Genomic DNA, 25,448 nt, shown 5'->3' with positions numbered 1-25,448 from the left:
TTCGTCGGAACGCGACTTAGTTGTACTCGATGGTAAAGGTGGCGGTCGACTTGATATTGCCGCCTTTAATCGTCGAACCGGTGCGATAGTAGCGTGCCTTCAGCGGCAGCGTTAAGGTATTGGCCTGGTTGGGAATGGTACGTCCGGCATTGACCGCATCGCCATTTTTGATCGGCTGGGTCGTATTGCCGGTCAACAGCTGGACGGCAACACCGGATGCTGTGTTGGCGCCAGGCTCGGATTTGATCACCCCAGGTGCATTGGAAGCATCCTGCGTATAGTCAAAACGCACATTGACGATCCCTTGTCCCGCACTGCCTGGCAACAGATCCTCACCAACGCCGCCAACGCAATTGATATTGATATCAAATGCTTTTTCACCCTGCGTTGAACCTACGCCGCCAAACGAGGCTGCAGTGACAGTATCCAGATTAACCACCTTGTTCTTGGAACCGCTGTCCACGTTGCAAGTCGACGTCACGATCGTCAGGCTGTTGGCATCGACGATCGATTCCAGCATCGGCAACCCCTGACCGGAACCATCCATATAGTAAGTCGTGTACTTGCCTGGGACCAGTTGGCCGGTGCCGGTTTGCGCGGCGGTTTTCACAATGTCGATCTTAAAGTAACCGCCATTCAGGTTGACGGTTGTATTACCCCGTAATGCCAACGTGTGGGGATAATAAGTACTTATTGTCCCCGCTTCACGGTATAAACGAATCCCGATACCTGGAATATTGGTGCTCCATACATTGCTGAAGCTCGTCCGGCTGCCCTGGAGGATCTGCCCAATCGCGCTACCGCCGTTATAACAACGACCATAACCGGAGACCGGGTTAATCGCGAACTGACCGGTGACCAAGGTGTCTCCAACCTGGCTGCTTGGCGTAACCAGCACGCGCCCAAGCTTCATGTTGATCACCTGCGCCTTGTAACCATTATTAACGTAACAGGCGGCGTAAGCGCTCTGGCCGCCCGCCATCAGCAGTCCGAGCAGCATCAGGCATTTCGCTGGCGCTTTATTCAGCGGTGGAACACGCGTAAACTTTATCATTTGCAACTCGCTTCAATAATTTCGTAGTCAGGATTATTGCTTTGCGCCTTGGCGCTATAGCTGACAGAGCACTGCTGCGTTGGCTGTGTGCCCCACTTAATCTGCAACAAACCTTTCTTAGCTTCGGTACGCAAGTAGATGCGACTGCCCTGCCCAACAATGCCGACCACCTGATTACGGGTATCCAGCACTTCAGCGCCAAACGGCAGCGCGTTGCCATCAGGGCCGAGCGCATGAATGATCAATGCCTGGCCTTTCGTTGTTTTGAATTCCAACCGGGCAACCGCGCCGGCATATGGCGCAACCTGTTGGCTGCTGCTTTCCAATTCAACATCGCGTGACATGCCGCTCGGATCGAGCGTTACGCTCGTCATGCGATATGGTGCAACATAAGGAACCACAGCATAACCGTTGTCATCGATACGAACGCCTGGCGAGTTGGTCACAATCGCGCCAGCGGCGTCTGGCGCTTCCACCAGCACCATGGTCTGTCCGCGTTGCGGTGTCAGCGTGACGCCGCCGCTATGGGCAACCACGCTGCCCGATGCACCGATCGACGACTGACGGTAATCTTTACCATAGCTGTAGGACCCGTTCATCGTGGCGAAACGGCTACGGTATTCACCGCTCACGCTGCTGTTGGTGCCGCCTGAACGATCGTTGGCTAAGGTAGCGCTATAGCTGATGTTGTTGTCTTCGCCGGTTGAACCATTCATGCCCACACGGCTGCTGTCGTAACCGTTGTCGGTGTAGCCCAGTGAACTGTTCAGGCTCAGGGTTTGCGAACCGACGCTGAATGGAATCGACAGTGTCAGGTAATAACGAGTCTCATCTCGGTTATACATATCCGAGGTGCGCATGGCGGAAAGGCCATAGGTCACGCGACCATAATAGTTGTTATAGCCCACCTGGTACTGCTTGGTGCTCCCGCCACGGTTCCAGTAGTCGCGTACCGAACCGGTGATGTACAAGGAACCGTAATTGTCGCCCAGCCCTTGGTTCAGCGTCAGCTGGTATTCGCTACGCTGGCGGTTAACCGCATCTGCGCTTAAACCCTTGCGCTCATTGTCACGGGAGTAAACGGCATCCTGCAAAGAGAGGTAGCCGGAAGTCGAATAGCGATAAGCAGCGATCGTGAAGTTGGTGTTGGTTTCGGTCATCAACTTGCTATAGCTGAGCTTATAGCTCTGGCCTGATTGGTCGCCCTGCTTCAAGCGGGTATTGGACTGCGTGACGTCCAGCGCAAATGCGCCAACCGGTGTCGCGACCGCGCTGCCCACCAGCACTGCACCATAGCCATCGCTGACGATCCCGCCTGTGTATCCCGTAAGAATGTTGGTAAAACCGCGCTGATAAGTCGCCTGGAACATGTCGGGTTCCTTGCTTAAATTATCATCGCGTACTCGACCCGCAGTGATGGCATAACGCTGAATACCTGGACGAAGCATCTGCGCTACCGAAGCATAGGGAACGCTGAACTGGCGTTTGCTGCCGTCGGCCTCGTTAATGGTGACATTCAGATCGCCGCCGTAACCCGTAGGGTAGAGATCGTTGATGATGAACTCGCCCGGAGCGACGGTAGTTTGGTAGATCAGCTGGTTATTCTGACGTACTTCCACCAGGGCGTTGCTTTGCGCGACCCCACGCACAACCGGCGCATACCCGTTCAATGAATCAGGCAGCATGCGATCGTCCGTGGCGATCTGCACGCCGCGAAAACCGATGGAGTTGAAGAAATCACCGCTGGTGTAACTGTCGCCCAACGTCAGCATGCCGCGGATAGACGGCATTGCCCGCTGCGCGTAAGTCGCGGTGTTTTGCCAATGGGTGCTGTCGTTAGAACGCCAGTTCACGTTGGAATCGTGACGCAGCTGCCAACCCGCCACGTTTAACCCGGCATTCAACGTTAAATATGCATTAGTTGAATCGGAGTTGCTGCCGTTGGCAGAGCTGTGGGTATTGAACGCATTGAAATTATACGACAGGCTGCCGGCGGTAATACCGCGATCCCAGAAGCGCGGATCGACATAACCGCGAGCGCTGCGGCGCAGTGCCGCCTGAGGGATGCTGATATCCATGCGCAGCGTACTGGTGTCCAAGCGGTAATAGGCTTCCGGTACCCATTGAGTCAGCGTTTTGCACGTCTCGGTATTAACGGCAGGATCCCCGCTCATTGTGGCGGTATCCACACCGAACTCATCCAACGACAGTAAGCTAAAACAGGTATCGGCGCTGTTTTTCCCCGGCACGTTTTTAAAGTCGATACTTTTTTTGCCTTTCCACTCGCCGTTCACATACACGTCGAGCGAATATTTTCCCGCCAAGATCGGGTTACCATCACGGAAGCGTGAAAGATCCACGCCCTGCGCTTCCCCAATCAGGAAGCTGCTGTTAAAAGTCGCTTCAACCGGTGCTGCCGGCTTTTTGCTATCGGCAACCCCCTCCGCCCAAGACGTCGCAGGGGCCGCCAGACAGAGCGCGCTACCGGTTAACAGCAGAATCGATTTATAATTGGACAGCGCCATTTTAACAGCTGCAGAGATAGGTAACTCTTTCATATAAAGCATTCCTTTACCAAATTAAGCTCGCCCTCTGAAATAAATTGCTCTGGGCCTGAGGCTCTGTTCCAAGAGTTACTTTTGCTTATTCTTAGTACGGGACACGCGTCCGCCAAAATCATTAATAGTGGTGTAGGCAATGTCAGCAATGCGCGCGCTGTCGCCGGAGAACGACAATGTCTTTTCCTGTCCGGGTGCCAGCATGTCGCCGTGCGGGGCCAACGGCACACGTTTTTGGTTCACGACAGCATTAATCTCGGTAAATGACACATAGTACGGCGTTGGGTTTTTCACGCTGACGCCCCCAGCGCTGAAGCGCCACTGCAGTTTTTCCGGCGCATCATTCGCTTCTCCCGCCAGACCGGTCGGCCGATACAGCAGTTTTACGCGGGTACGGAATGCCACCTGTAAAAAGTTTTCAGGTGCGCCATTGTTTGCCCCGGTTGGTGCTGGCGGGATCTCCAGTACGTTCAACCAAAACAAGGATTCTTTGTCTTGCGGCAAACTCGCCGTGGTCAATGAAACGCGCAGCGCTTGGCCGGTAGCCGGTTCAACACGGCTGATTGGCGGTGAAACGATAAATGGCGCTTTGCTGTTTTCTGGTGTGGTTTTTGCGTCGCCTTCATCAATCCAAGACTGAATAAGTGCCGGTGAAGCACCATTATTTGATAATTGGACGGTAACTTCCCGTTGCTTTCCCGGATAAATAATACGAGTACCGTTAATAATGACACTGGAAAAAACGCTGCTACTGAAAAGCATGGCGCTCAGCAATATGCTGTATTTTTTAAATGAGTTCTTCATTATCTTATCGCTACGGTAAGGGAAAACGGTGGGGGCATAACTCCCCCACCCGAATAAGAATATTACTTAAAGAAATATTACTTACTGGTAAATGATGGTGTACTGAACGCTAGAAGTCACATCACCAGCGCCGGCAGCGTTGGTAGCGTAATATTCAGCGTAGTAGTTCAGGTCAGCAGAGTCGCCTTCGTTAGCAACGGTAACCCACTGGGAGTTATTCTGCGCACCATTAGCACCAGCAGCCAGGATAGGCAGGAATTGGTTGTTGCTGCCCAGAAGCTGGATCTGCACGTTAGTTGCAGCATCAGTCTGCGCCTGGTTGTTCAGACGGCCAGTATTGAAATCAACAGTAGCGCCCGGTTCGAAATAAGTAGCTACCTGGCCTTTAGAGCATTTGGTCAGGTTGATCGCGAACGGAGTACGGCCAGCAGTTGCGCTCTGAGTTGCCAGAGTAGAAGCAGAAACAGTTGGCAGAGTTACGGTGAAATCTTTACCACCTGGGGTGCTGATAGTACAAGTTTGGTCAGTCACTTTACCGTTGAAAGTAATAGTCCCGTCAGCAGCTTGAGCAGAGAAAGAAGAAATAGCAGCAGTGCTTACAGCCAATGCCAATACAGCAGACAGTTTAGAGATTTTCATATTTAGACTCTCGATGAATTAATACGCTTATAAAGTACATTCAGCGATGCTACTCCTTGTCAGGAATGAAGCCCGATGAATCCATTGCCGGACGAAATATAGACTAAGCATATTCTTAATGTTAAATCGTTTAAAACATTCATAAGGCCCCTCTTGATAGGAATAAACTATCGGCGGATACCTATCGATCGATGTTGACGATTCATATGAATAGGAATAATCTGTGTTTGGGAAAGCTGCAGAGTTCAAGATTTTGCATTAAGGCCTGAAAATCAGAATATTATCCCAAATATTTACATTTAGTAACAGATTGCGACGTTTGGAATTTGGCACGAATTACGCGTTAAATGGTCTGTCGACACGCTTCGGCCATTCTGACGTTTTAAATAAGAAATTTACCAATAAACCTGGAGTAACTTTCTTTTTAAGCATTTAAAATCAACAAGTTAAATATCAATCCAAGGATTGGGAAATGAGCGGTTCTTTCAGAGAGAAAAATAACGGCATTAATTATGTTTTTCAGCCAATGTTCGCGAAATCGGGACAATTGCTGGCCGTTGAATGTCTGTCTCGCTTTACGTTTAATAGCGAATACGCCCATTTTTCTCCTGAACAGTTCTTTCGTCACGCCGACAGCGCAACCCGGATTGAGATTTTGATGGATCAGATCAATCTGATCGATAAATACAAACACTGGTTTCATGAAAACCAAGTGATAGCCACTTTGAATGTTGACGATTATTCCCTGCAATCGCTGGCGAATACTCACTTTGCCGAAAGAATTAATGCCCTGCGCTGTATTCATTTTGAGATCAGCGAGAATTCAACCCGGCTGGTGAAAGATCGCGTGCACGGCGATCCGTCATTGAATAGTTATTCATTTTGGCTCGATGATTTTGGTTCTGGCTATGCGGGTTTTTCCGCGTTGTACAACAGCCAGTTCCGCTTCGTTAAGCTCGACCGTTTTCTGCTTTGGGACTTCATGAAAAAGTCCGGCGGCGAGGGCTTGATGCGCGCGTTACTGCGCTTTTTTTACCTTAATCATTACAAGGTAATTATCGAAGGAGTTGAAACTCCCGAACACAAGAAATGGCTGGATGAAATGCCATATTACGCACTGCAGGGAAAGCTGTGGAAGGAATCCAGCATCAAGGATTTGAACTCGCTTCTTACAGCTGAATACTTTTAACTCGGTATTGGTGTTTGCCCTATGTCTAAAAACAACGTTCTTGTGATTAGTGAGTGTAAGTACAGCTATGTTGGCCTGTCGGTGCTGCTAAAGAAACACTACGGCGCGTACGATATCCGCCTGTTTTCCGATTTCATGCACGGCGGCGCCAAAGCAGAGAAGATCACCAAGCACGATATTGCGCTGATTTTCACCTCGCAAAACCTGGAACAGAGCGTCAACGTGATCGAAAGCCTGGTGTCCCTGCATCAGCAGTACAACAGCAAGACGCGCCTGCTGGTGTTTTATGACGACGAGCGGGTAGTGAAACTGTTGTCGATCCTGGGGATTTCCGTCGAGTTGGTCTCCACCCGCATTCCGCTTTATTCGCTGCAGGAAAAAATCCAGCGGCTGCTGGAAAGCAAGGAACCGGGCGGTATCCGGGTGCAGAAAACCCGCGAGCTCAGTCCGGCGGAAAGCGACGTGATCTTCAACCTGCTGCGTGGCGACAGCCTGCTGCACATTGCGGAAAAGCGCGGCACGCACCCGAAAACCATCTTCTCGCAGAAATACAGCGCGATGAAAAAACTGCGGCTGCGCAGCATGAGCACCATCTTCGTCGCCGGCAAATAAATACCCAGGCTTGTTGCGCGGTTCGCCGCGCGGCAACCCGCTCCCCCTTCCGTCACGTTAAATTAATGTAACAACTGGCGACAAAGCAGCAACAGACACACAACATCCCCTCCTGTTGGTTACGATTTGCACACGGATTATCCGTGAGTCATGTCGTGTGGATTAAAATAAACATCAGGAGATGTTATGAAGTCGTCCTTATTCAGCCGCTATACCTGCTTTGTGCTGAGCATCTTGCTCACCCTGGTTTTCTTGATCATGATGCACAATCATCCGTGGTTCTGGCTGCCGGCCCTGGCCTGCGGTTGCCTGATGGTGCTGGGTATCTACGATCTCACGCAGCAACGCCACGCCATTTGCCGCAACTACCCGATCATCGGCCGCTTGCGCTTCTTCTTCGAGTTCATCCGCCCGGAACTGCGCCAGTATTTCCTCGAGCAGGACAATGAAGAAATCCCGTTTTCGCGCACCCAGCGCACGCTGGTGTATCGCCGGGCGAAAAACGAGATGGGCGACAAGCCGTTCGGCACCCTGCTAGATGTGTACCAAACCGGCTATGAGTGCATCGGCCATTCCATGCGGCCGGTGGAAGCCGTCGATCCGACCAGTTTTCGCGTCACCATCGGCGGCGCCGACTGCCGCCAGCCCTACTCCGCGTCAATCTTCAACATTTCGGCGATGAGCTTCGGCGCGCTCTCCGCCAACGCCATCCGCGCGCTCAACCTCGGCGCGGCCAAAGGCAACTTCTACCACGACACCGGCGAGGGCAGCATCAGCCGCTATCACCGCGAAAACAACGGCGATCTGGTGTGGGAGCTGGGCAGCGGCTATTTCGGCTGCCGCACCGCCGACGGCCATTTCGATCCGCGCCGCTTTGCCGAACAGGCGCAAAGCCCGCAGGTGAAAATGATTGAAATCAAGCTCAGCCAGGGCGCTAAACCCGGCCACGGCGGCATTCTGCCGGCGAAGAAGGTGGATGCGGAAATCGCCGCCACCCGCGGCGTGCCGGAAGGCATGGATTGCATCTCGCCGGCCTCGCACAGCGCCTTCACCACCCCGCTGGAAATGATGCAGTTCATCCAACAGCTGCGCGAGCTGTCAGGTGGCAAACCGGTCGGTTTCAAGCTGTGCATCGGCCACCCGTGGGAGTTCGTCGCCATCGTCAAGGCGATGCTGCACACCCGCATTCTGCCGGACTTTATCGTGGTGGACGGCAAGGAAGGCGGCACCGGCGCCGCGCCGCTCGAACTCTCCAACTATATGGGCATGCCGCTGCGCGAAGGGCTGCTGTTCGTGCATAACACGCTGGTGGGCTGCGGCCTGCGCGACCAAATCAAGATTGGCGCCAGCGGCAAGATCATCAGCGCCTTTGACATCGCCAGCGTGCTGGTGCTCGGCGCCGACTGGGTGAACTCGGCGCGCGGCTTTATGTTCGCCGTCGGCTGCATCCAGTCGCAAAGCTGCCACACCAACCACTGCCCGACCGGCGTCGCGACGCAAGATCCGCTGCGTCAGAAGGCGTTGGTGGTGCCGAACAAGGCGGAGCGCGTCTATCACTTCCATCAAAATACGGTGAAAGCGCTGGCGGACATGCTGGCGGCGGCCGGCGTCAGCCGCCCGGAGCAGCTGACCTCGCACCATATGCTGCGCCGCATCACGCCGACCGAGATCAAGGTGTATGCCGATATCTATTACTACCTGGAGCCGGGCGCGCTGCTGCAGCCGGAGATCAAAAGCGAGTTCTACGCCCGCATGTGGCGCATGGCGACGCCCAACAGTTTCGATCAGGCGATCTCGCTGCCGGCGGCATGATGGGATAAGGGATAAAAAGAGAGTTGCCCCCTCGCCTTGGGGAAGAGCATATGGAGAGGGGTTGCTTGCTACGGCGGCCCTCCCCCTCAACGGCGAGAGGGCGTGTCGGTTACTGCTTGCGCACCGGCGCATCGCCGGCGACGTAGTAGTCGGCGGTGCTACGCGGCAGCGGCGCACGCTGGCGAATGCGATCGGCGATCTTCTCGGCGATCATGATGGTGGTGGCGTTCAGGTTGCCGGTGATGATCAGCGGCATAATCGACGCATCCACCACCCGCAATCCTTCCATGCCGTGCACCCGGCCCTGGCCGTCGACCACTGCCATCTCATCCTCGCCCATCTTGCACGAGCAGGACGGGTGGAACGCGGTTTCGGCATGCTCGCGCACGAAGGCATCCAACTGCTCATCGGTCTGCACGTCCGGCCCTGGGCTTATCTCGCGGCCACGGTATTCGTCCAGGGCCGGCTGCGCCATGATCTCGCGCGTGATGCGAATAGCGTCGCGGAACTCCTGCCAATCCTGTTCGGTCGCCATGTAGTTGAACAGAATGCTCGGGTGCTGACGAGGATCTTTCGATTTCACCTGTACCCGGCCGCGGCTCGGCGAACGCATCGAGCCGACGTGCGCCTGGAAGCCGTGCTCTTTCACCGCGTTGCTGCCGTTGTAGTTAATCGCCACCGGCAGGAAGTGATACTGAATGTTCGGCCAGGCGAACTCTGCGCGGCTGCGGATGAAGCCGCCGGCCTCGAACTGGTTGCTGGCGCCGACGCCTGTGCCGTTGAACAGCCACTCCGCACCGATCTTCGGCTGGTTAAACCATTGCAACGCCGGGTACAGCGACACCGGTTTCTTGCAGGCGTATTGCAGGTACATCTCCAGGTGGTCCTGCAGGTTTTCTCCGACGCCCGGCAGATCGTGCACCACGTTAATGTCCAGGCTTTTCAGCAGCGCCGCCGGGCCGACGCCCGAACGCTGCAGAATTTGCGGCGAGGCGATGGCGCCGGCGCACAGCAGCACTTCGCGGCGCGCTGTGGCGTGAGTCAGCTGATTGCTGTCGCCCTGCAAATACTTGACGCCCACCGCACGCTTGCCGTCGAACACGATATGGTCGGTAAGCGCATGGGTGACGATTTTCAGGTTCGGCCGCGAACGCGCCTGATCCAGATAACCGCGGGCGGTGCTAGCGCGGCGCCCTTTCGGGGTCACGGTGCGATCCATCGGGCCGAAGCCTTCCTGCTGGTAACCGTTCAGATCGTCGGTGCGCGGATAGCCCGCCTGCACGCCGGCTTCCACCATGGCGTGGAACAGTTCGTTGTTACCGGCCTTCGGCGTGGTGACGCTCACCGGGCCATCGCCGCCGTGGTAATCGTTCGGGCCGATATCGCGCGTTTCCGCCTTGCGGAAATACGGCAGGCAGTCCAGATAGGTCCAGTCTTCCAGACCCGGCGCCTTGGCCCAGTTGTCGAAATCCATTGCGTTGCCGCGAATATAACACATGCCGTTGATCAGGGACGAACCGCCCAGCCCTTTGCCGCGGCCGCATTCCATCCGGCGGTTGTTCATGTGCGGCTCAGGATCGGTTTCATACGCCCAGTTATAGCGGCGGCCCTGCAGCGGAAACGCCAGCGCAGCCGGCATCTGAGTACGGAAATCCATCCGGTAATCCGGGCCGCCGGCTTCCAGCAGCAGCACGCTGACGTCGGCGTCCTCGGTCAATCGGGTGGCTAACACGTTGCCGGCGGAACCGGCACCGATAATGATGTAGTCAAATTCCATTCATTATCTCCTTACTTTATAGGCCTGCACGATGCGAAAACGCGAAGCGCTGATCCGCAGCAGGCGGTGTATTTGGCTCTCGAGGAGTGTCGGCCGCAGCCAACGCGGCTGCGGCTCGAAAGGCGACGGGAAGATCAGAATACCGAGGCGTATTCGCCCAGCTCGACCTGCACCGATTTGATCTGGGTGTAGTGCTCCAGCGTGGTCAGGCCGTTTTCGCGGCCGACGCCGGACTGCTTATAGCCGCCGACCGGCATTTCCGCCGCCGACTCGCCCCAGGTGTTGATCCAGCAAATGCCGGCTTCCAACTGATGAATCACGCGGTGTGCGCGGGCCAGATCGTGGGTCACCACGCCCGCGGCCAGGCCGAAGGTGGTGTCGTTGGCGCGGCGCACCACTTCCTCTTCACTCTGGTAGCTGAGAATGCTCATCACCGGCCCGAAGATCTCCTCGCGCACGATTTCCATCTCGTCGCGGCAGTCGCTGAATACCGTCGGCGCCACATAAGCGCCCTTGCCGAATTCGCCATGGGTGACGCGTTCGCCGCCGCACAGCAGGCGCGCGCCGCTGTTCTTACCGCTTTCGATAAAGCGCAGCACCGACTCCATGTGCGCGAAGCTGACCAGCGGCCCGAAGTTGGTCTGCGGATCGGTCGGATCGCCGAGGCGAATGCGCTTCACGCGTTCGAGGATCTTCGCCTCAAACTGCGCCTGCAGCGCCGCCGGCACAAAGACGCGGGTGCCGTTGGTGCACACCTGGCCGGAGCTGTAGAAGTTGGCCATCATGGCGATATCGGCGGCACGATCCAGATCGGCGTCGTCGAAGATAATCAGCGGCGACTTGCCGCCCAGCTCCATGGTGACTTCCTTCAGCGTCGAACCCGACGCGTTGGCCATCACCTTCTTGCCGGTTTTCACCCCGCCGGTGAAAGAGACTTTGGCGATGCCCGGATGGTCGGTCAGGTACTGCCCCACCTCCGCACCGCTGCCGGTCACCACGTTGAATACGCCGTCCGGCAGGCCGGCTTCGGTGTAGATTTCCGCCAGCTTCAACGCCGTCAACGACGTAACTTCACTCGGCTTGAAGATCATCGCGTTGCCCGCCGCCAGCGCCGGCGCGGACTTCCACAGCGCGATTTGAATCGGGTAGTTCCAGGCGCCGATGCCGGCCACCACGCCCAGCGGTTCGCGGCGGGTGTAAACGAACGAAGTGTCGCGCAGCGGGATCTGCTCGCCTTCAATGGCCGGGATCAGGCCGGCATAATACTCCAGCACGTCGGCGCCGGTGACGATGTCCACCGCGGTGGTTTCCGACATCGCTTTGCCGGTATCCAGCGTTTCCAGCGCCGCCAGTTCATCGTTGCGCTCGCGCAGAATATCCACCGCGCGACGCAGGATGCGCGAACGCGCCATCGCCGTCATCGCCGCCCACACCTTCTGCCCGCTGGCCGCGCTGGCCACCGCACGATCGACGTCTTCAGCGCCGGCGGACTGGACTTCAGCCAGAACTTCGCCGTTCGCCGGGTTAATGGCGTTGAAGGTTTTTCCAGCGGTGCTGTCTACATAGGCGCCATGAATATAGAGCTTCTGCAAGCCAAAACGGGACATAGGATCTCCTTGAGTTAGCCTCCGGGCGGCGTTTGCCCCCGGAGTTGGAACGTGATGTATTCGGTCGTGAGCGTCAACGCCTGCGACTGATTGAACGCCGAGCCGCGCAGCGCGCTGCGCAGCCACAGCCCATCGATCAGTGCCGCCAGCCCCTTGGCCGCCAACCGCGCCTGCGGCTGCGGCATAACGCGGCGAAACTCGGCGCACAGGTTGGAATAAAGCCGGCGGCCGTTCACCTGTTGCAGCCGGTTGAGCTGCGGCTGGTGCAGGCTGCTGGCCCAAAAGGCCAGCCAGGTCTTCATCGCCGCGCTGTTGATCTGGCTGTCGTCGAAGTTGCCGGCGACGATCGCCTGCAGCCGCGCCGCCGGGCTGTTATCGGTCAGCGCCTGCAACCGCAGCTTCACCGCCTCGCCCAGATGGCTGATCAGATAGCGCATCGTGGCTTCCAGCAGGCCGTTCTTGTCCTTGAAATAATGGCTGATGATGCCGTTGGAAACGCCGGCCCGCCGCGCGATCTGCGCGATGGTGGCGTCATGCATTCCCACTTCGTTTACCGCGGCGAGCGTGGCATCAATCAACTGCTGCCTTCTGATTGGCTGCATTCCTACCTTTGGCATATTTCGACTCTCACAAAACCGACTTCGGCCTTATCTCAGCGGGCAAATTTCACTGCCGTTTCGCCCGTGATTCAGGTCATCATGAGGACTATTAAACTTTTTTTTGATTGAACGTTCAATAAAAATTGCATATATTTTATTGCCGCCTGGTTAAAAATTTGTACTATCTGGTTGTAGAACTGGCTGATTTTTGTGAGGTAATTAACGAATCTGACCAAAATCAGTGGCTGTAAGCGGTTCCCGCCACGAAGCGCTCCGGTGCTTCAGCAACAGGCGAAAGCGGCGTTTTTCAGGCCATTCCCATGGGGATGGTCGCCGCCTTCATTCGCCCGTTTTCCGGCGGCGCCAACGCGCCCCGAAATGCGGAGCGGCACGATTTTACTCAGTTCAGAGGATGACGATGACAACACGCGAAACCTCCTCCAAACCGCAGCAGGACCGCCTCAACCCTGTGGTTTTCTTCACCTCGGCGGGGCTGATCCTGGCCTTCTCGCTGATGACCATCTTTTTCACCGACTTCTCAGGGCAGTGGATCACCCGCACGCTGAATTGGGTGTCGACCACCTTCGGTTGGTACTACCTGCTGGCGGCGACGCTGTACATCGTGTTCGTGGTGTTTATCGCCGCCTCGCGCTTCGGTTCCATCAAGCTCGGGCCGGAACAGTCCAAACCGGAGTTCAGCCTGATGAGTTGGGCGGCGATGCTGTTCGCCGCCGGCATCGGCATCGATCTAATGTTCTTCTCGGTCGCCGAGCCGGTGACCCAGTACATGATGCCGCCGGAAGGCGACGCGCAAACGCTGGAGGCCGCCCGCCAGGCGATGGTCTGGACGCTGTTCCACTACGGCCTGACCGGCTGGTCGATGTATGCGCTGATGGGCATCGCCCTCGGCTACTTCAGCTATCGCTACAATCTGCCGCTGACCATCCGCTCGGCGCTGTACCCGATCTTCGGTAAGCGCATCAACGGCCCGATCGGCCACAGCGTGGACATCGCCGCGGTGCTTGGCACCATCTTCGGCATCGCCACCACGCTGGGCATTGGCGTGGTGCAGCTCAACTACGGCCTCAAGGTGCTGTTCGAGATCCCGGAAAACCTGACGGTGCAGGGCTCGCTGATCCTGCTGTCGGTGATCATGGCCACCATCTCGGTCACCTCGGGGGTCAACAAGGGCATCCGCATCCTGTCCGAGCTGAACGTGCTGCTGGCGCTGGGCCTGATCCTGTTCGTGCTGTTCTTCGGCGACACCGAGTTCCTGCTCAACGCGCTGGTGCTCAACGTCGGCGATTACGTCAACCGCTTTATGGGCATGACGCTCAACAGCTTCGCCTTCGATCGGCCGGTGGAGTGGATGAACAACTGGACGCTGTTCTTCTGGGCCTGGTGGGTGGCGTGGTCGCCGTTCGTCGGCCTGTTCCTGGCGCGCATCTCGCGCGGGCGCACCATTCGTCAGTTCGTGGTCGGCACGCTGATCATACCGTTCGTGTTTACCCTGCTGTGGCTGTCTATCTTCGGCAACAGCGCGCTGTACCAGATCATCCACGGCAACGCCGAGTTTGCTCAGGAAGTGATGCAGTTCCCGGAACGCGGCTTCTACAGCCTGCTGGCGCAATACCCCGGCTTCACCTTCAGCGCCTCGGTGGCCACCATCACCGGCCTGCTGTTCTACGTCACCTCGGCGGACTCCGGCTCGCTGGTGCTGGGCAACTTCACCTCGCGCCTGGCCGACATTAATAATGATGCGCCGAACTGGCTGCGGATTTTCTGGTCGGTGGCTATCGGCCTGCTGACCATCGGCATGCTGATGACCGACGGCGTGCCGGCGCTGCAGAAAACCACGGTGATCATGGGCCTGCCGTTCAGCTTCGTGATCTTCTTCGTGATGGCCGGGCTGTATAAATCGCTGCGGGTGGAAGACTACCGCAAGGCCAGCGCGCTCAGCACCCTGGCGCCAGTGCCGGTCTCCAGCCACGACGTGCTCAACTGGAAGCAGCGCCTGTCGCGGGTGATGAACTACCCGGGCACCCAGTACACGCAGAAAATGCTGGATAAGGTGTGCCGCCCGGCGATGCAGGACGTGGCGCGCGAGCTGGAGTTGCGCGGCGCGAAAGTGGAGTTCAGCGAAGTGCCGCCGACCGAAGACGAACGCCTGAACCACCTGGAGCTGCTGGTGCACCTGGGTGAGGAACAGAACTTTATCTATCAGATCTGGCCGATGCGCTACTCGGTGCCGGGCTTCACCTACCGCGCGCGCTCCGGCAAGTCGCACTACTACCGGCTGGAAACCTTCCTGATGGAAGGCACCCAGGGCAACGACCTGATGGACTACAGCAAGGAACAGGTGATTGGCGATATCCTCGACCAGTACGAGAAGCACCTGAACTTCCTGCACATTCATCGCGAAGCGCCGGGGGGCACCCTGACCTTCCCGGATATGTGATAACCGGTCAATCAGCGAAAGGGCGTAGCCAGGCTACGCCCTTTTTTATGCCTGCTCGGCCGGCAAGTCGGCTTTCAGCAGCACCAGGGAACCGGCCAGCAACACCAGATCCTTGATTAAAAAACTGGTGGCCCCGGCCATGGCAGGAAAACCGCCGGCGGAAGGCTCCCAGGCGCCCGGCGTGGAAAAGATCAGCGTCAGCGTGGTCAGGTAGGTCACCGTCGAACCGATCGCCCCCAGCAATCCCAGCCGCCGCGACCAGAATCCCGCCAGCAGCAGCAAACCGAAGCTCCACTCGGCAACGCCCAGCGCATAGCTGGCGCCGCGGATGCCGAACGCCTGATGCATCCAGCTCAGCAGCGGGCTGTTGCCGATCAGCGGCACCAGCCCCTGCGCCTCGTAATCAAACCACTTGGCGTAACCGAAGGCGGCGAAGATCACCACCAGCGCCGCGCGCATAAAGATAACGTCCCCGTTCGAGCGCTGAAAGCGCCGCAGCCATGTCGCCTGCATCATCCTCTCTCCTTAATTGTCCGCGGCCGCCGCGGCTCGCCCGCTTGCGGCCGCGGGGTGCGGCGGCTTAGTGCCCCATCGCGTCCTTCTTCATTTCGTCTTTCTTCATGCCGTCTTTGGCCATACCGTCTTTCGCCATGCCATCCTTTTTCATCGCGTCTTTGCCCATCTTGTCTTTCTTCATGCACTCCTTGCCCATACACTCTTTCTTCATGCCGTCTTTGGCCATGCCGTCGTGCGACATCTGGCTCATGCCGTCCTTTTTCATCGCGTCTTTGCTCATGCCGTCCGCGGCGTTGGCGCCGGCCACGCCCAGCATCAACGCGCTGCACATCATCATTGCGAATAACTTTTTCATGGTATTTCCTTCCGTCATGTCAAAGGCACCGGGGTGCCGGAGAATGGCCGGCGGCCGCCTCAGCTGCCGCCAAACCAGTTGTAACCCTGGTCTTCCCAGTAACCGCCCGGGAAACGGTTGGTGACCTCGATCACCTGAATGTGTTTCGGATTCTTGTAGCCCAGCTTGGTCGGCATGCGCAGCTTCATCGGGTAGCCATACTTGCGCGGCAAGATCTGGCCGTCATAGGTCAGCGCGATAATCGTCTGCGGGTGCAGCGCGGTGGCCATGTCGATGCTGGTGTAGTAGTCATCGGCACATTTGAAGCTGACGTAGCGGGCGCTCAGATCCGCGCCGATCGCCTTGAGAAAGGTCGCGAACGGCACGCCGCCCCACTTGCCAATGGCGCTCCAGCCCTCGACGCAAATATGGCGCGTCACCTGGCTGACCTGCGCCATCCGGTGCAGCTGCGGCAGGCTCCAGGCGCGTTTGTCCTGCACCAGTCCCGCAACCTCCAGACGGTAGTCGTCGCCGTTGATGTCCGGCGCGTCCTCCTCGGCGTAGAAAGCGTTGAACGGGAACGGCCGGGTGATCATCGATTCCGGGTAGACCGGCGCCAGGCGGTCGCCATTGAACAGCCAGCCCTGCACCCGATCGTTGAAGCGCGAGATGCGGCTCAGCGCCTGTTCGACGTTGGCGTTATCGCTGAGATCGCAGCCGGTGAGCATGGCGATGCCGCCCAGCGTCAGGCCGTTGCGCAGAAAGCGGCGGCGCGAAGGCGCGCTCAACAGCCGCTGCGCTTCTTTGACGATCGCCTGCCCTTCAATGACCGTCATGATCGGTTTATCCTTTTCCATCATTCACTCCTTAGCGTCCGCGCAGCATGGCCAGCAGCGTCCGTGGCACCAGCGCCACCATCACCAGGTGAATCGCGACAAAGGCCACCAGCGCCGACATGGCGAAAAAGTGGATATAGCGCGCCGCCTCATAACCGCCGAGCAGCGTGCGCAGCAGCGGAAACTGCACCGATTTCCACAGCACCAGCCCGGACAGCGCACTCATCACGCCGAGGATCATCACCGACAGATAGGCCACGCGTTGCACCATGTTGTAGTGGCGCAGGTCGGCGTGTTGCAGCCTGCCGCGCAGCGCGGTACCTATATCGGCGAGAAACTGCCGTGGGCTGAGCGGCCAATACTTGCGTTTGAAACGCCCGCTGGCCAGGTTGATCAGCAGGTAGCACAGCCCGTTGACGCCAAACAGCCACATGCCGGCGAAGTGCCACTGCAGCGCGCCGCCCAGCCAGCCGCCGAGCGTCAGCTCGTTGAAAAAGCTGAAGTTGAACAGCGGCGAGGCGTTGTAGATACGCCAGCCGCTGGTCACCATGATCAGCATCGCCAGCGCATTCAGCCAGTGCGTCAACCGCAGCCACAGCGGATGTACGGTCTGTCGTTGTTCCGGAGTGAGAGTGAGGCTCATAAAGATTCCTGCCAGCTAGCGATGCGATGAGCCAAGTATTCCCCGGATTTGTTCCCCAAGACCTCACGCAAAGTTAAATAAAATGTGATAACTCCACCGGTGGGGGTTGTGTAGACTTCAGAGAGGATGGGCAATCAGCGGTAATGAGAATGGAAAAGCCAAAACGAATTTTGATCGTCGAGGACGACGGTGACATCGCCGAGCTGTTGCAGCTGCATCTGCGTGACGAGGGTTACGCCATCAGCCACGCCGCCGACGGTAACCGGGGCATGGCGATGCTGGAACAGGGCGGCTGGGACGCCCTCATCCTCGATCTGATGCTGCCGGGCGTGGACGGATTGGAGATTTGCCGCCGGGCGCGCACCATGACGCGCTACACGCCGATTATCATCACCAGCGCGCGCTCCAGCGAGGTGCACCGCGTGCTGGGGCTGGAACTGGGCGCCGACGACTATCTGGCCAAACCCTTCTCCATGCTGGAGCTGGTGGCGCGGGTCAAGGCGCTGTTTCGCCGCCAGGAGGCGATGAGCCGCAACCTGCGCATGGACGCCGGCGTGCTCAGCTTCGGCGATTTGACCATCGATCCGATCGCCCGCGAGGTGCACCTGCACCAACAACCGGTCGAGCTGACGCCGCGCGAATTCGACCTGCTGTATTTTTTCGCCCGCCATCCGGGCCAGGTGTTCTCGCGCCTCAGCCTGTTGAATCAGGTTTGGGGCTATCAGCACGAAGGGTATGAGCACACCGTCAACACCCATATCAACCGGCTGCGCATCAAGATCGAGCGCAACCCGGCAGAACCCGAGCGCATCCTCACGGTGTGGGGCATGGGCTATAAATTCGCGGCCGCGCCGCATGAGTGAGCCATGAAAAACCTGACGTTAGCGCAACGCCTCACGCTGATCTTCACGCTGCTGATCGTCATCGGCTGCGCCTTTTCCGGCTGGATGCAGGTACGCAGCAGCACCCAGTACAGCCAGGCGGTGATCCAGCGCCTGTCCGGCAACCTGGCGCAGCATATCGCCGACAGCAATCCGCTGCTGGGGGTGAACGGGCCGGATCCTCAGGCGGTGCATACCCTGTTCGACCAGCTGATGGCGGTGAACCCCAGCGTGGAGGTTTACCTGCTCGACAAACAGGGCGCGATTATCGGCAACGCCGCGCCGGCCGGGCATCTGAAGCGGCAGCGGGTCGCGCTGGCGCCGCTGCAGGCGCTGCTCGATGGCGCGCAGATGCCGGTGTATGGCGACGATCCGCGCAGCGCGGACGGGCGCAAGGTGTTCAGCGTCGCGCCGCTGAAGGTCGACGGCCGGGTCGAAGGCTATCTGTACGTGGTCTTGCTCGGCGAAGAGTACACGGCGCTGGCCAGCAACGCCCAGTTCAACTCGGCGGTCAGGATGGCGCTGTGGACTTCTGGGTTGATGGTGCTGTTCAGCCTGCTGGCCGGCGGTTTCGCGTTTTATTGGGTAACGCGCCCGATCCGTCGCCTGACCCGGCAGGTCAGCGCGCTGGACAGCGGCGGCATCGAAGCGGTGCAGGCCTACGCGGCGCTGCCGGCGGTACGGGCCGGGCGCGACGAAGTCAGCCAGCTGCAACAGGCCTTCCACCGCATGGCGCAGCGCCTGGCCGAACAGTGGCAAACGCTGGCGCAGCAGGATCGGCTGCGGCGTGAATTCATCGCCAACGTCTCGCACGATCTGCGCACCCCGCTCACTTCGCTGCATGGCTATCTGGAGACGCTGTCGGTTAAGGCCGCCACCCTGAGCGAAGCCGATCGGCGGCGCTATCTGGAGATCGCGCTGGCGCAAAGCCGCAAGGTGGGCAAGCTGGCGCAGGAGCTGTTCGAGCTGGCTCGATTAGAGTATGGCGTGGTGAAGCCGCAGAAAGAGCCCTTCTCCCTCAGCGAGCTGTTGCAGGACGTGTTCCAGAAGTTCGAGCTGGCGGCAGAGGCGCGCAACCAGCGGCTGCACGCCGACATCGCTCCCGGCATTCCGCCGGTGTTCGCCGATCTCAGCATGATTGAGCGGGTGCTGACCAACCTGTTGGACAACGCCATTCGCCATACGCCGCCCGGCGGCGACATCGGCGTGCGGCTGTGGCGGCAGGACGATCGGGTCATGGTCCAGGTCAGCGACAGCGGCCCCGGCATTCCGCAGACGCTGCGCGCCGATCTGTTCGTGCGCCCGTCTGTCCTGAGCGGCGCCCGGCGCCCTTCCGGCGGACTGGGGTTGATGATCGTGCGGCGTATTCTGCAGCTGCACGACAGCGATATTCAGCTGATCGAACAAGCGCAAAGCGGCGCCTGCTTCCGCTTCGCCATTCCGCCGCGTTAACACGGCACAACGGTTATTGTGCGATCGGGAACCGCAGGCTGAAGAGGATGTTGGCGACAGGCGCGCGCCCGATACATTCGGCGCGCACCTCACCGCCGTGCAGCGTCATGATGGCGCGCACGATAGACAGCCCCAGCCCACTGGCATGATTGCCGGCGCTGCGTGCGGGATCGGCGCGATAGAAACGATCGAACAATTTTTCCAACTGTGCCGGCGCGATCGGCTTCCCCTGATTGATGACCTGCACCCACCAGGCATCGGCGCGCCGTTCAGCCCGCAGGACGATCAGGCTGTTTTCGTCGGCATAACGCACCGCGTTGGCCACCAGGTTGCTCAGCGCCCGCTGGAACAACATCGCGTCCGCCTCCAGCGCGCCTTCCCCTTCGCAGCTCAACGCAATGCCGCGTTCTTCCGCCAGCCCTTCGAAATAATCCGCCACCCGCCACAGCTCCAGCGCCACATCCAGGCGGCTGTAATTCAGCGCAGACTGCGCCTCGCCGGCGCGCGCCAGAAACAGAATGTTTTCCACCATGCGGGAAATGCGCTCCAGCTCATCCATATTGTTCGACAGCAGGGTTTCGTACTCTTCCACGCTGCGGGGCTGGTAAAGCGCCACCTGGCACTGGCCCATCAACGCCCCTACCGGGGTGCGGATCTCATGGGCCAGATCGGCGGAAAACTGCGTCAGCCGTTGATAGCCTTCATTCAACCGATCGAGCATCGCATTGAACGAACGGGTCAGCTGCTGCAACTCCTTCGGCGCCCCCTGCTCGCTGAGGCGTGTCGACAGCGTATTGGGCGCAATCTGCGACGCCTGCGCCGCCATGCGCCATAACGGCTTCAATCCCCGCCGCATGACCCCATAGCCCAGCAGCGCAATCAGCAGGAAAGCCACCGCGACCGCCGCGACGATGCGCCACAGGTAACGCGCCAGCATCTTCTGCTCGTTGGCCATCACATGCGCGGCGGAGATCTGCAACAGGCTGCCGTCTTCCAGACGCACCATCGCCGAAGCGGCGCGCAGCGGCACCCCCTGCGCCGTTTCTCCGCCACGCACGGCGGCCAGCGTCTGCGCCTGTTCAGGCGGCGTCGGCGCGATCGGCGGCAGGGCCACCCTGGCGGGGTTCACGTTGATGAGCGGTTTTTGCCCCGGGATTTGGAAAATCAGCACGTCCTGTTCATTGCCCAGCATGTTTTCAAACAGGCCGTTATTGGCGGTCAGGCGCGCCAAAGGAAAGCGCTGCCCCAGTAAATGGCGGAAATACTCTACGCGCCCGGTCACCTGCAGATCGCTGCGCAGCGTCATTTCCTGGCGCATGGCGCTAAACAGATACCCGCCTGTCCCGCTCACCACCAACGCGGCCACCAGCGCGAACAGCGTAGCGGTGCGCAGCGTCAGCGACACCGGCCGACGTGACGTGCGCCCGCTCACGAGCGTGGCTCGCAGACATAGCCGATGCCGCGCACGCTGTGGATCAGCTTGACGTCGAACGGCCGGTCGATTTTGGCGCGCAGGCGTTTGATCGCCACGTCAACCACATTGGTGTCGCTGTCAAAATTCATGTCCCACACCTGAGAGGCGATCTGCGTACGCGACAGCACTTCGCCCTCGCGCCGCACCAGCAGGTGCAGCAGCATGAATTCCTTGTTGGTCAACGGGATCACCTGATCCTGGCGCACCGCCCGACGGCGCAGCACGTCCAGCTGCAGATCGGCGATAGCGTAATGATCGGCTTCGCGCGCCGGCCCGCGGCGCAGCAAGGTGCGTAAACGCAGCACCAGCTCGGTAAAGGAAAACGGCTTGATAAGATAGTCGTCCGCGCCCAGCTCCAGGCCGTGGATGCGATCCTGCACGCCATCACGGGCGGTGAGAAACAGGATCGGCACGTCGCTTTTCTTGCGCAATACCTCGATGATCTGCCAACCGTCCAGCCCCGGCAGCATCACATCGAGCACGATCGCATCGTAGTCCTGCTCCAACGCGCGAAACAGCCCGTCGGTGCCGGTGCGCGCCAAATCGACGCCGTAGCCCGCTTCCCCCAGCCCTTTCTTCAGGTAATCCCCTGTGCCGATATCGTCTTCAACTACCAGTATTCGCATGCTCACCACCTCGTTACGTCTGCAAAAATACTAGCAGCTTCGGCGGACAAACTTGATGACATTAATGTCATCAAACGGCCATGGCGCTGACCCAGTAGGTCAACCATGCTTAACCGGCAAACTCATTTCAGGAGAACGTTATGATTACCCGTCATCGTATAGCCGGTTTACTGTTGTCCACGTTACTGCTTTCCAGCGGATTGGCCGCCGCCGCCCAACCGCCGGGCAAGGTGATTGCGCCGCTGCGCGGCACCATCACGCAGGTTGCCGACGGCAATCTGCAGCTGACCGACCGCAAGGGCGAGACACTCAGCGTCAAGCTGAACGATCAGACCAAAGTGCTCAGCGTTTCCAAAGCCACGCTGGACGATATCAAACCGGACAGCTTTATCGGCACCGCCGCCGTGCCGCAGCCGGACGGCACGCTCAAAGCGCTGGAAGTGCACGTGTTCGCCGCCAGCCTGCGCGGCACCGGCGAAGGGCACTCGGCCTGGGAATCCGCCGACGGCAAAGTGGACACCATGACCAACGGCACCGTCGGTAAACTGGTGAAATCCAACGGCCGCACCCTGACCGTCACCTACGGCAACCAGCAGAAAACCGTCGTCGTGCCGGAAGACGTGCCGATCGTGACGCTGGATCCGGGCGATCTGAGCCTGCTGAAACCGGGCGTGCACATCGTGCTGTTCTCCGCCGCCGACGATAAGGGCGAACGCATCGCCACCCGCATTTCCGCCGGCAAAGACGGCACTGTGCCGCCGATGTAACCGGAGGAAAGCCATGAAGACCAACGCGTCGCCGCCGGTGCATCGCTGGCCGGTTCGAATCACTCATTGGATCAACCTGTTCGCCATGGTGTGCATGTTCATGAGCGGTTGGGAAATCTACAACGCCTCGCCGCTGTTCGATTTCCGCTTTCCGCCGCAGATGACGCTGGGCGGTTGGCTGGGCGGCGCGATTGGTTGGCATTTGGCGGTGATGTGGCTATTGGCGCTCAACGCCGTCTGCTATTTGCTGTGGAGCCTGTTCAGCGGTCATTTTCGCCGCGATCTGTTGCCGCTTCGCCTCGGCGCGCTGCGGCAGGATATCTGGCTGGCGTTGACGCTGCGCCTGCGCCACCGGCATGGCCGCTATAACGCCATTCAGAAACTGATGTACCTCGGCGTACTGGCGCTGGGGCTATTACTGGTGCTGTCCGGCCTGGCGATTTGGAAGCCGGTTCAGCTGCAGGGATTGGTCGCCCTGTTTGGCGGCTTCGATTTCGCGCGCTACGTGCATTTCTTCGCCATGGCCGGCATTGGCCTGTTTGTGGCGATCCACGTCTTTATGGTGGCTGTCGTGCCCAAAACCCTGTGGGCGATGATAACGGGTGGCAAACATGAATGAGAAAAAACCGCGGGCAACCGCGCCAAAACTGGAACCGGACCAAAAAAAGCAGTTGGTCAATCTACAGCGCCGCCTGATGTTGCGCTCCGGGCTGACACTGGGCGGCATCGCCATGCTCACCGGTTGCAACCTGCAAGACGGCGATCGGGTGGATAAGGTGCTGTGGGCCATGTCACGCTGGAACGACCGGGTGCAGGCCTGGCTGTTCAGCGGCCAGCGGCTGGCGCAAACTTACCGGCCGGACCAGATCACCCACCCTTTCCCCTTCAACGCGTTTTACCCGGAATACAACGTCCCCGAGATCGATCTCGCCGGCTACCGGCTTGAGGTCGCGGGGAAGGTGGAGAAAAAAGCCCCCTGGACGCTGGAACAGCTGCAGCGGCTGCCGCAGCAAAGCCAGATCACGCGTCTGATCTGCATTGAGGGCTGGAGCGCCATTGGTCAATGGGGAGGCGTGCCGCTGCGCACCTTTCTGCAGCACGTCGGCGCGGATCTGAATGCCGGTTACGTCGGCTTCAAATGCGCCGATCGTTACTACGCCAGCCTCGACATGGCCACCGCGCTGCACCCGCAGACCATCTTGGCGCTGGATTTCGGCGGCAAGGCGCTGCCGGCTGACTATGGCTACCCGTTGCGGCTGCGCGTGCCGACCAAACTGGGGTTCAAAAACGCCAAACATATCGCCGCGATCTTCGTCAGCGACGTCAATCCAGGCGGGTATTGGGAAGATCAGGGCTACAACTGGTTCAGCGGCATTTAGTTTTGCGCGGCGCTGCGCACAACTTTCATCGGCGGCTGGAGGATCGTCTCCGACGCAGTTAATAATCTGTTCGTCACAAAGGGGATAACTATAGGAAAAATAATAGTAAAAAGGATTTTATCATGGATATTGATGTGAGGGAGATCAATGCGCCACCTGTCACGGAGGATTGGTTTTCAGCGTACCGCTCAGGCCAGCATTAGCCAGAATTTACGACTCGCTCTTGAAAAAACACGCGCATCGCGTACATTATTTGTACAACCAAGCGCTTATTGAGGACGGATTATATGTCATCGAAATCCCGCCTGTTAACGGCAGAATCCCACCCAATCCCTATGAGCATGAAGGAACGGCACCAAAAAGAGATGCAAGCCTTCCACGAAGAATGGGCTGAACAAAGGCGCCGCGAATGGCGTGAACGCGGCGGCGTTGAAGCCAGTGAACCGCCCGCACGTAGCATCGATACCGAACTTTCATCCTGATTCCGGTTCGTCCTTATTCTTCTTCTCCCGCCGTCAGCAATGCAATCCCCGCTTGCTCAATGGCCTCCCGCGCGGCGGCGGGCAACCCCTCGTCGGTAATGACAGCGTCAAAGGCAGCAATCGGCAGCGCCAGGTAGGTCGCGACCTTGCCGTATTTGGACGTATCGCTGAGCAGAATGCGGCGGCGGCTGGCCTCGACGATGGCCTTCTTCACCATCACCTTGTCTTCGTTCGGCGTCGACAGGCCGCGCATGCTCCACGAAGAGGCGGAGATAAACGCCAGATCGATAAACAGACCGCGCAGCGCCTGCGCCGCCGCTTCGCCAACGCAGGAACGGTTTTCCCGGCACACGGTGCCGCCGGTGTGGATGATTCGGCACTGGCTATGCTCTATCAGGAACCCGGCGATGACAAAGTCGTTGGTCACCACCGTCAAATCTTCACGTTCACCGATCTGTTTCGCCAGCGCCAGCGTGGTGGTACCGGCATCCAGATAAATACAGCTGTTGGCGGGAATTTGCCGCGCCGCCAGCCGGCCAATGGCGATTTTCTGCCGGCTGAACATCCCTTCTTTGGCCTGGTGCGAAGGTTCGCTTGCCACCCGCTCAGGCGCCTGCACGCCGCCCGAGACCGACTGCACCGCGCCCTGTTCCTCCAGCTTTTGCAAATCGCGGCGGATCGTCATGTGCGACACCCCCAGCCGTTCGGTCAGCTCGGCAATGCTGACGACGCCGCGTTCGGATACCAGCGCAAGAATTTGTTGATGGCGTTCTACAGGTATCACGGTTCCCTCTCGTTGCTGCGGTGATAATAATTGTGATTTTACGTCAATTTTCGTTCGCCGATAGCCCTAATTTTTCGCGGCGTGACGGCGAGCGCAGTTAGGTCAGGTAAACATAATCTTATTTAAAAACATAATAGTAATGTTGATACAGACCAGAAATCACCC

The 25,448-nt window shown here is 58.7% G+C and carries 24 protein-coding genes; 10 read left to right on the top strand and 14 right to left on the bottom strand.

Annotation, left to right across the window (positions count from 1 at the left end; all coding sequences use genetic code 11):
- Nucleotides 1-16 precede the first annotated feature (16 nt).
- The 4 genes from FOT55_RS01370 to FOT55_RS01355 form a co-directional block, all read right to left on the bottom strand.
- Nucleotides 17-1,054, bottom strand: a complete 1,038-nt coding sequence (locus tag FOT55_RS01370) for a fimbrial protein (protein ID WP_025302116.1) — start codon at nt 1,052-1,054, stop codon at nt 17-19.
- Nucleotides 1,051-3,612 (bottom strand): fimbria/pilus outer membrane usher protein, encoded by a 2,562-nt coding sequence (locus tag FOT55_RS01365; RefSeq protein WP_025302115.1) that lies wholly within the window; start codon nt 3,610-3,612, stop codon nt 1,051-1,053. Before FOT55_RS01365 ends, FOT55_RS01370 begins: the two co-directional genes overlap by 4 nt.
- 75 nt (nt 3,613-3,687) lie before the next feature.
- Nucleotides 3,688-4,416, bottom strand: coding sequence for a fimbrial biogenesis chaperone (locus tag FOT55_RS01360; protein WP_147822979.1), 729 nt, complete (start codon nt 4,414-4,416; stop codon nt 3,688-3,690).
- 81 nt (nt 4,417-4,497) lie between these two features.
- Complete coding sequence (locus FOT55_RS01355; RefSeq protein WP_041034152.1) at nt 4,498-5,055, bottom strand: fimbrial protein; 558 nt, start codon at nt 5,053-5,055, stop codon at nt 4,498-4,500.
- Nucleotides 5,056-5,527: 472 nt separating this feature from the next.
- On the opposite strand from FOT55_RS01355, the gene FOT55_RS01350 reads away from it, so the two are divergent.
- The 3 genes from FOT55_RS01350 to FOT55_RS01340 all read left to right on the top strand — a co-directional run bounded on the left by FOT55_RS01350 (nt 5,528) and on the right by FOT55_RS01340 (nt 8,668).
- On the top strand, nt 5,528-6,244 hold the full coding sequence (locus FOT55_RS01350; RefSeq protein WP_016928483.1) for an EAL domain-containing protein: 717 nt from the start codon (nt 5,528-5,530) through the stop codon (nt 6,242-6,244).
- Between the two features lie 21 nt (nt 6,245-6,265).
- Nucleotides 6,266-6,856 (top strand): LuxR family transcriptional regulator, encoded by a 591-nt coding sequence (locus FOT55_RS01345; protein ID WP_004939094.1) that lies wholly within the window; start codon nt 6,266-6,268, stop codon nt 6,854-6,856.
- A gap of 186 nt (nt 6,857-7,042) precedes the next feature.
- Entirely contained in the window at nt 7,043-8,668 is a 1,626-nt protein-coding gene (locus FOT55_RS01340; RefSeq protein WP_147822978.1) for an FMN-binding glutamate synthase family protein, read from the top strand.
- Between the two features lie 109 nt (nt 8,669-8,777).
- On the opposite strand, the gene betA is transcribed toward FOT55_RS01340, so the two are convergent.
- The 3 genes from betA to betI form a co-directional block, all read right to left on the bottom strand.
- A complete protein-coding gene (betA, locus tag FOT55_RS01335; RefSeq protein ID WP_049295261.1) occupies nt 8,778-10,445 on the bottom strand; it encodes a choline dehydrogenase in 1,668 nt (555 codons plus the stop codon).
- Nucleotides 10,446-10,579: 134 nt separating this feature from the next.
- Nucleotides 10,580-12,052: a betaine-aldehyde dehydrogenase gene (gene betB / locus FOT55_RS01330; protein ID WP_025302110.1), complete on the bottom strand. Its 1,473-nt coding sequence runs from the start codon at nt 12,050-12,052 to the stop codon at nt 10,580-10,582.
- Nucleotides 12,053-12,066: 14 nt separating this feature from the next.
- Nucleotides 12,067-12,669, bottom strand: coding sequence for a transcriptional regulator BetI (gene betI / locus FOT55_RS01325; protein ID WP_025302109.1), 603 nt, complete (start codon nt 12,667-12,669; stop codon nt 12,067-12,069).
- Nucleotides 12,670-13,069: 400 nt separating this feature from the next.
- On the opposite strand from betI, the gene FOT55_RS01320 reads away from it, so the two are divergent.
- Entirely contained in the window at nt 13,070-15,109 is a 2,040-nt protein-coding gene (locus tag FOT55_RS01320) for a choline transporter (protein ID WP_004939112.1), read from the top strand.
- Between the two features lie 45 nt (nt 15,110-15,154).
- Here FOT55_RS01320 and FOT55_RS01315 read toward each other — a convergent pair whose 3' ends face one another.
- From FOT55_RS01315 to FOT55_RS01300, 4 genes are all read right to left on the bottom strand, one after another.
- Nucleotides 15,155-15,625, bottom strand: a complete 471-nt coding sequence (locus FOT55_RS01315; protein ID WP_019454465.1) for a YkgB family protein — start codon at nt 15,623-15,625, stop codon at nt 15,155-15,157.
- A 64-nt stretch (nt 15,626-15,689) separates the two neighbouring features.
- On the bottom strand, nt 15,690-15,980 hold the full coding sequence (locus FOT55_RS01310; RefSeq protein ID WP_060436890.1) for a pentapeptide MXKDX repeat protein: 291 nt from the start codon (nt 15,978-15,980) through the stop codon (nt 15,690-15,692).
- Between the two features lie 59 nt (nt 15,981-16,039).
- Nucleotides 16,040-16,816: a molybdopterin-dependent oxidoreductase gene (locus FOT55_RS01305; protein ID WP_141970008.1), complete on the bottom strand. Its 777-nt coding sequence runs from the start codon at nt 16,814-16,816 to the stop codon at nt 16,040-16,042.
- Between the two features lie 10 nt (nt 16,817-16,826).
- Nucleotides 16,827-17,438, bottom strand: coding sequence for a cytochrome b/b6 domain-containing protein (locus FOT55_RS01300; protein WP_141970010.1), 612 nt, complete (start codon nt 17,436-17,438; stop codon nt 16,827-16,829).
- 149 nt (nt 17,439-17,587) lie between these two features.
- Between FOT55_RS01300 and FOT55_RS01295 the strand changes: the two genes are divergently transcribed.
- Complete coding sequence (locus FOT55_RS01295) at nt 17,588-18,301, top strand: response regulator transcription factor (protein WP_147822977.1); 714 nt, start codon at nt 17,588-17,590, stop codon at nt 18,299-18,301.
- 3 nt (nt 18,302-18,304) lie between these two features.
- The gene (locus tag FOT55_RS01290) at nt 18,305-19,771 is read left to right on the top strand and encodes a sensor histidine kinase (protein WP_049208889.1); all 1,467 of its coding nucleotides are present in this window, start codon (nt 18,305-18,307) and stop codon (nt 19,769-19,771) included.
- Nucleotides 19,772-19,784: 13 nt separating this feature from the next.
- Here FOT55_RS01290 and FOT55_RS01285 read toward each other — a convergent pair whose 3' ends face one another.
- Together FOT55_RS01285 and FOT55_RS01280 are read right to left on the bottom strand one after the other, a co-directional pair.
- Nucleotides 19,785-21,203 (bottom strand): heavy metal sensor histidine kinase, encoded by a 1,419-nt coding sequence (locus tag FOT55_RS01285; RefSeq protein ID WP_147822976.1) that lies wholly within the window; start codon nt 21,201-21,203, stop codon nt 19,785-19,787.
- Complete coding sequence (locus FOT55_RS01280) at nt 21,200-21,871, bottom strand: heavy metal response regulator transcription factor (protein WP_021504273.1); 672 nt, start codon at nt 21,869-21,871, stop codon at nt 21,200-21,202. The genes FOT55_RS01285 and FOT55_RS01280 overlap by 4 nt, the downstream gene beginning before the upstream one ends.
- Before the next feature lie 140 nt (nt 21,872-22,011).
- On the opposite strand from FOT55_RS01280, the gene FOT55_RS01275 reads away from it, so the two are divergent.
- The 4 genes from FOT55_RS01275 to FOT55_RS25375 all read left to right on the top strand — a co-directional run bounded on the left by FOT55_RS01275 (nt 22,012) and on the right by FOT55_RS25375 (nt 24,499).
- Nucleotides 22,012-22,638: a hypothetical protein gene (locus tag FOT55_RS01275; protein WP_025302101.1), complete on the top strand. Its 627-nt coding sequence runs from the start codon at nt 22,012-22,014 to the stop codon at nt 22,636-22,638.
- Between the two features lie 13 nt (nt 22,639-22,651).
- Entirely contained in the window at nt 22,652-23,257 is a 606-nt protein-coding gene (locus FOT55_RS01270) for a cytochrome b/b6 domain-containing protein (protein ID WP_049203409.1), read from the top strand.
- The gene (locus tag FOT55_RS01265) at nt 23,250-24,017 is read left to right on the top strand and encodes a molybdopterin-dependent oxidoreductase (protein WP_025302099.1); all 768 of its coding nucleotides are present in this window, start codon (nt 23,250-23,252) and stop codon (nt 24,015-24,017) included. Before FOT55_RS01270 ends, FOT55_RS01265 begins: the two co-directional genes overlap by 8 nt.
- Before the next feature lie 287 nt (nt 24,018-24,304).
- Nucleotides 24,305-24,499 (top strand): hypothetical protein, encoded by a 195-nt coding sequence (locus tag FOT55_RS25375; protein ID WP_154219752.1) that lies wholly within the window; start codon nt 24,305-24,307, stop codon nt 24,497-24,499.
- A gap of 13 nt (nt 24,500-24,512) precedes the next feature.
- Here the strand turns inward: FOT55_RS25375 and ygbI are convergent, their stop codons facing one another.
- Nucleotides 24,513-25,283, bottom strand: coding sequence for a DNA-binding transcriptional repressor YgbI (gene ygbI / locus FOT55_RS01255; protein WP_025302098.1), 771 nt, complete (start codon nt 25,281-25,283; stop codon nt 24,513-24,515).
- Nucleotides 25,284-25,448: the final 165 nt, after the last annotated feature.

Origin of the sequence: Serratia bockelmannii, assembly GCF_008011855.1 — a bacterium.
GTDB lineage: Bacteria > Pseudomonadota > Gammaproteobacteria > Enterobacterales > Enterobacteriaceae > Serratia > Serratia bockelmannii.
This window is presented reverse-complemented; position numbering and strand designations above follow the sequence as displayed.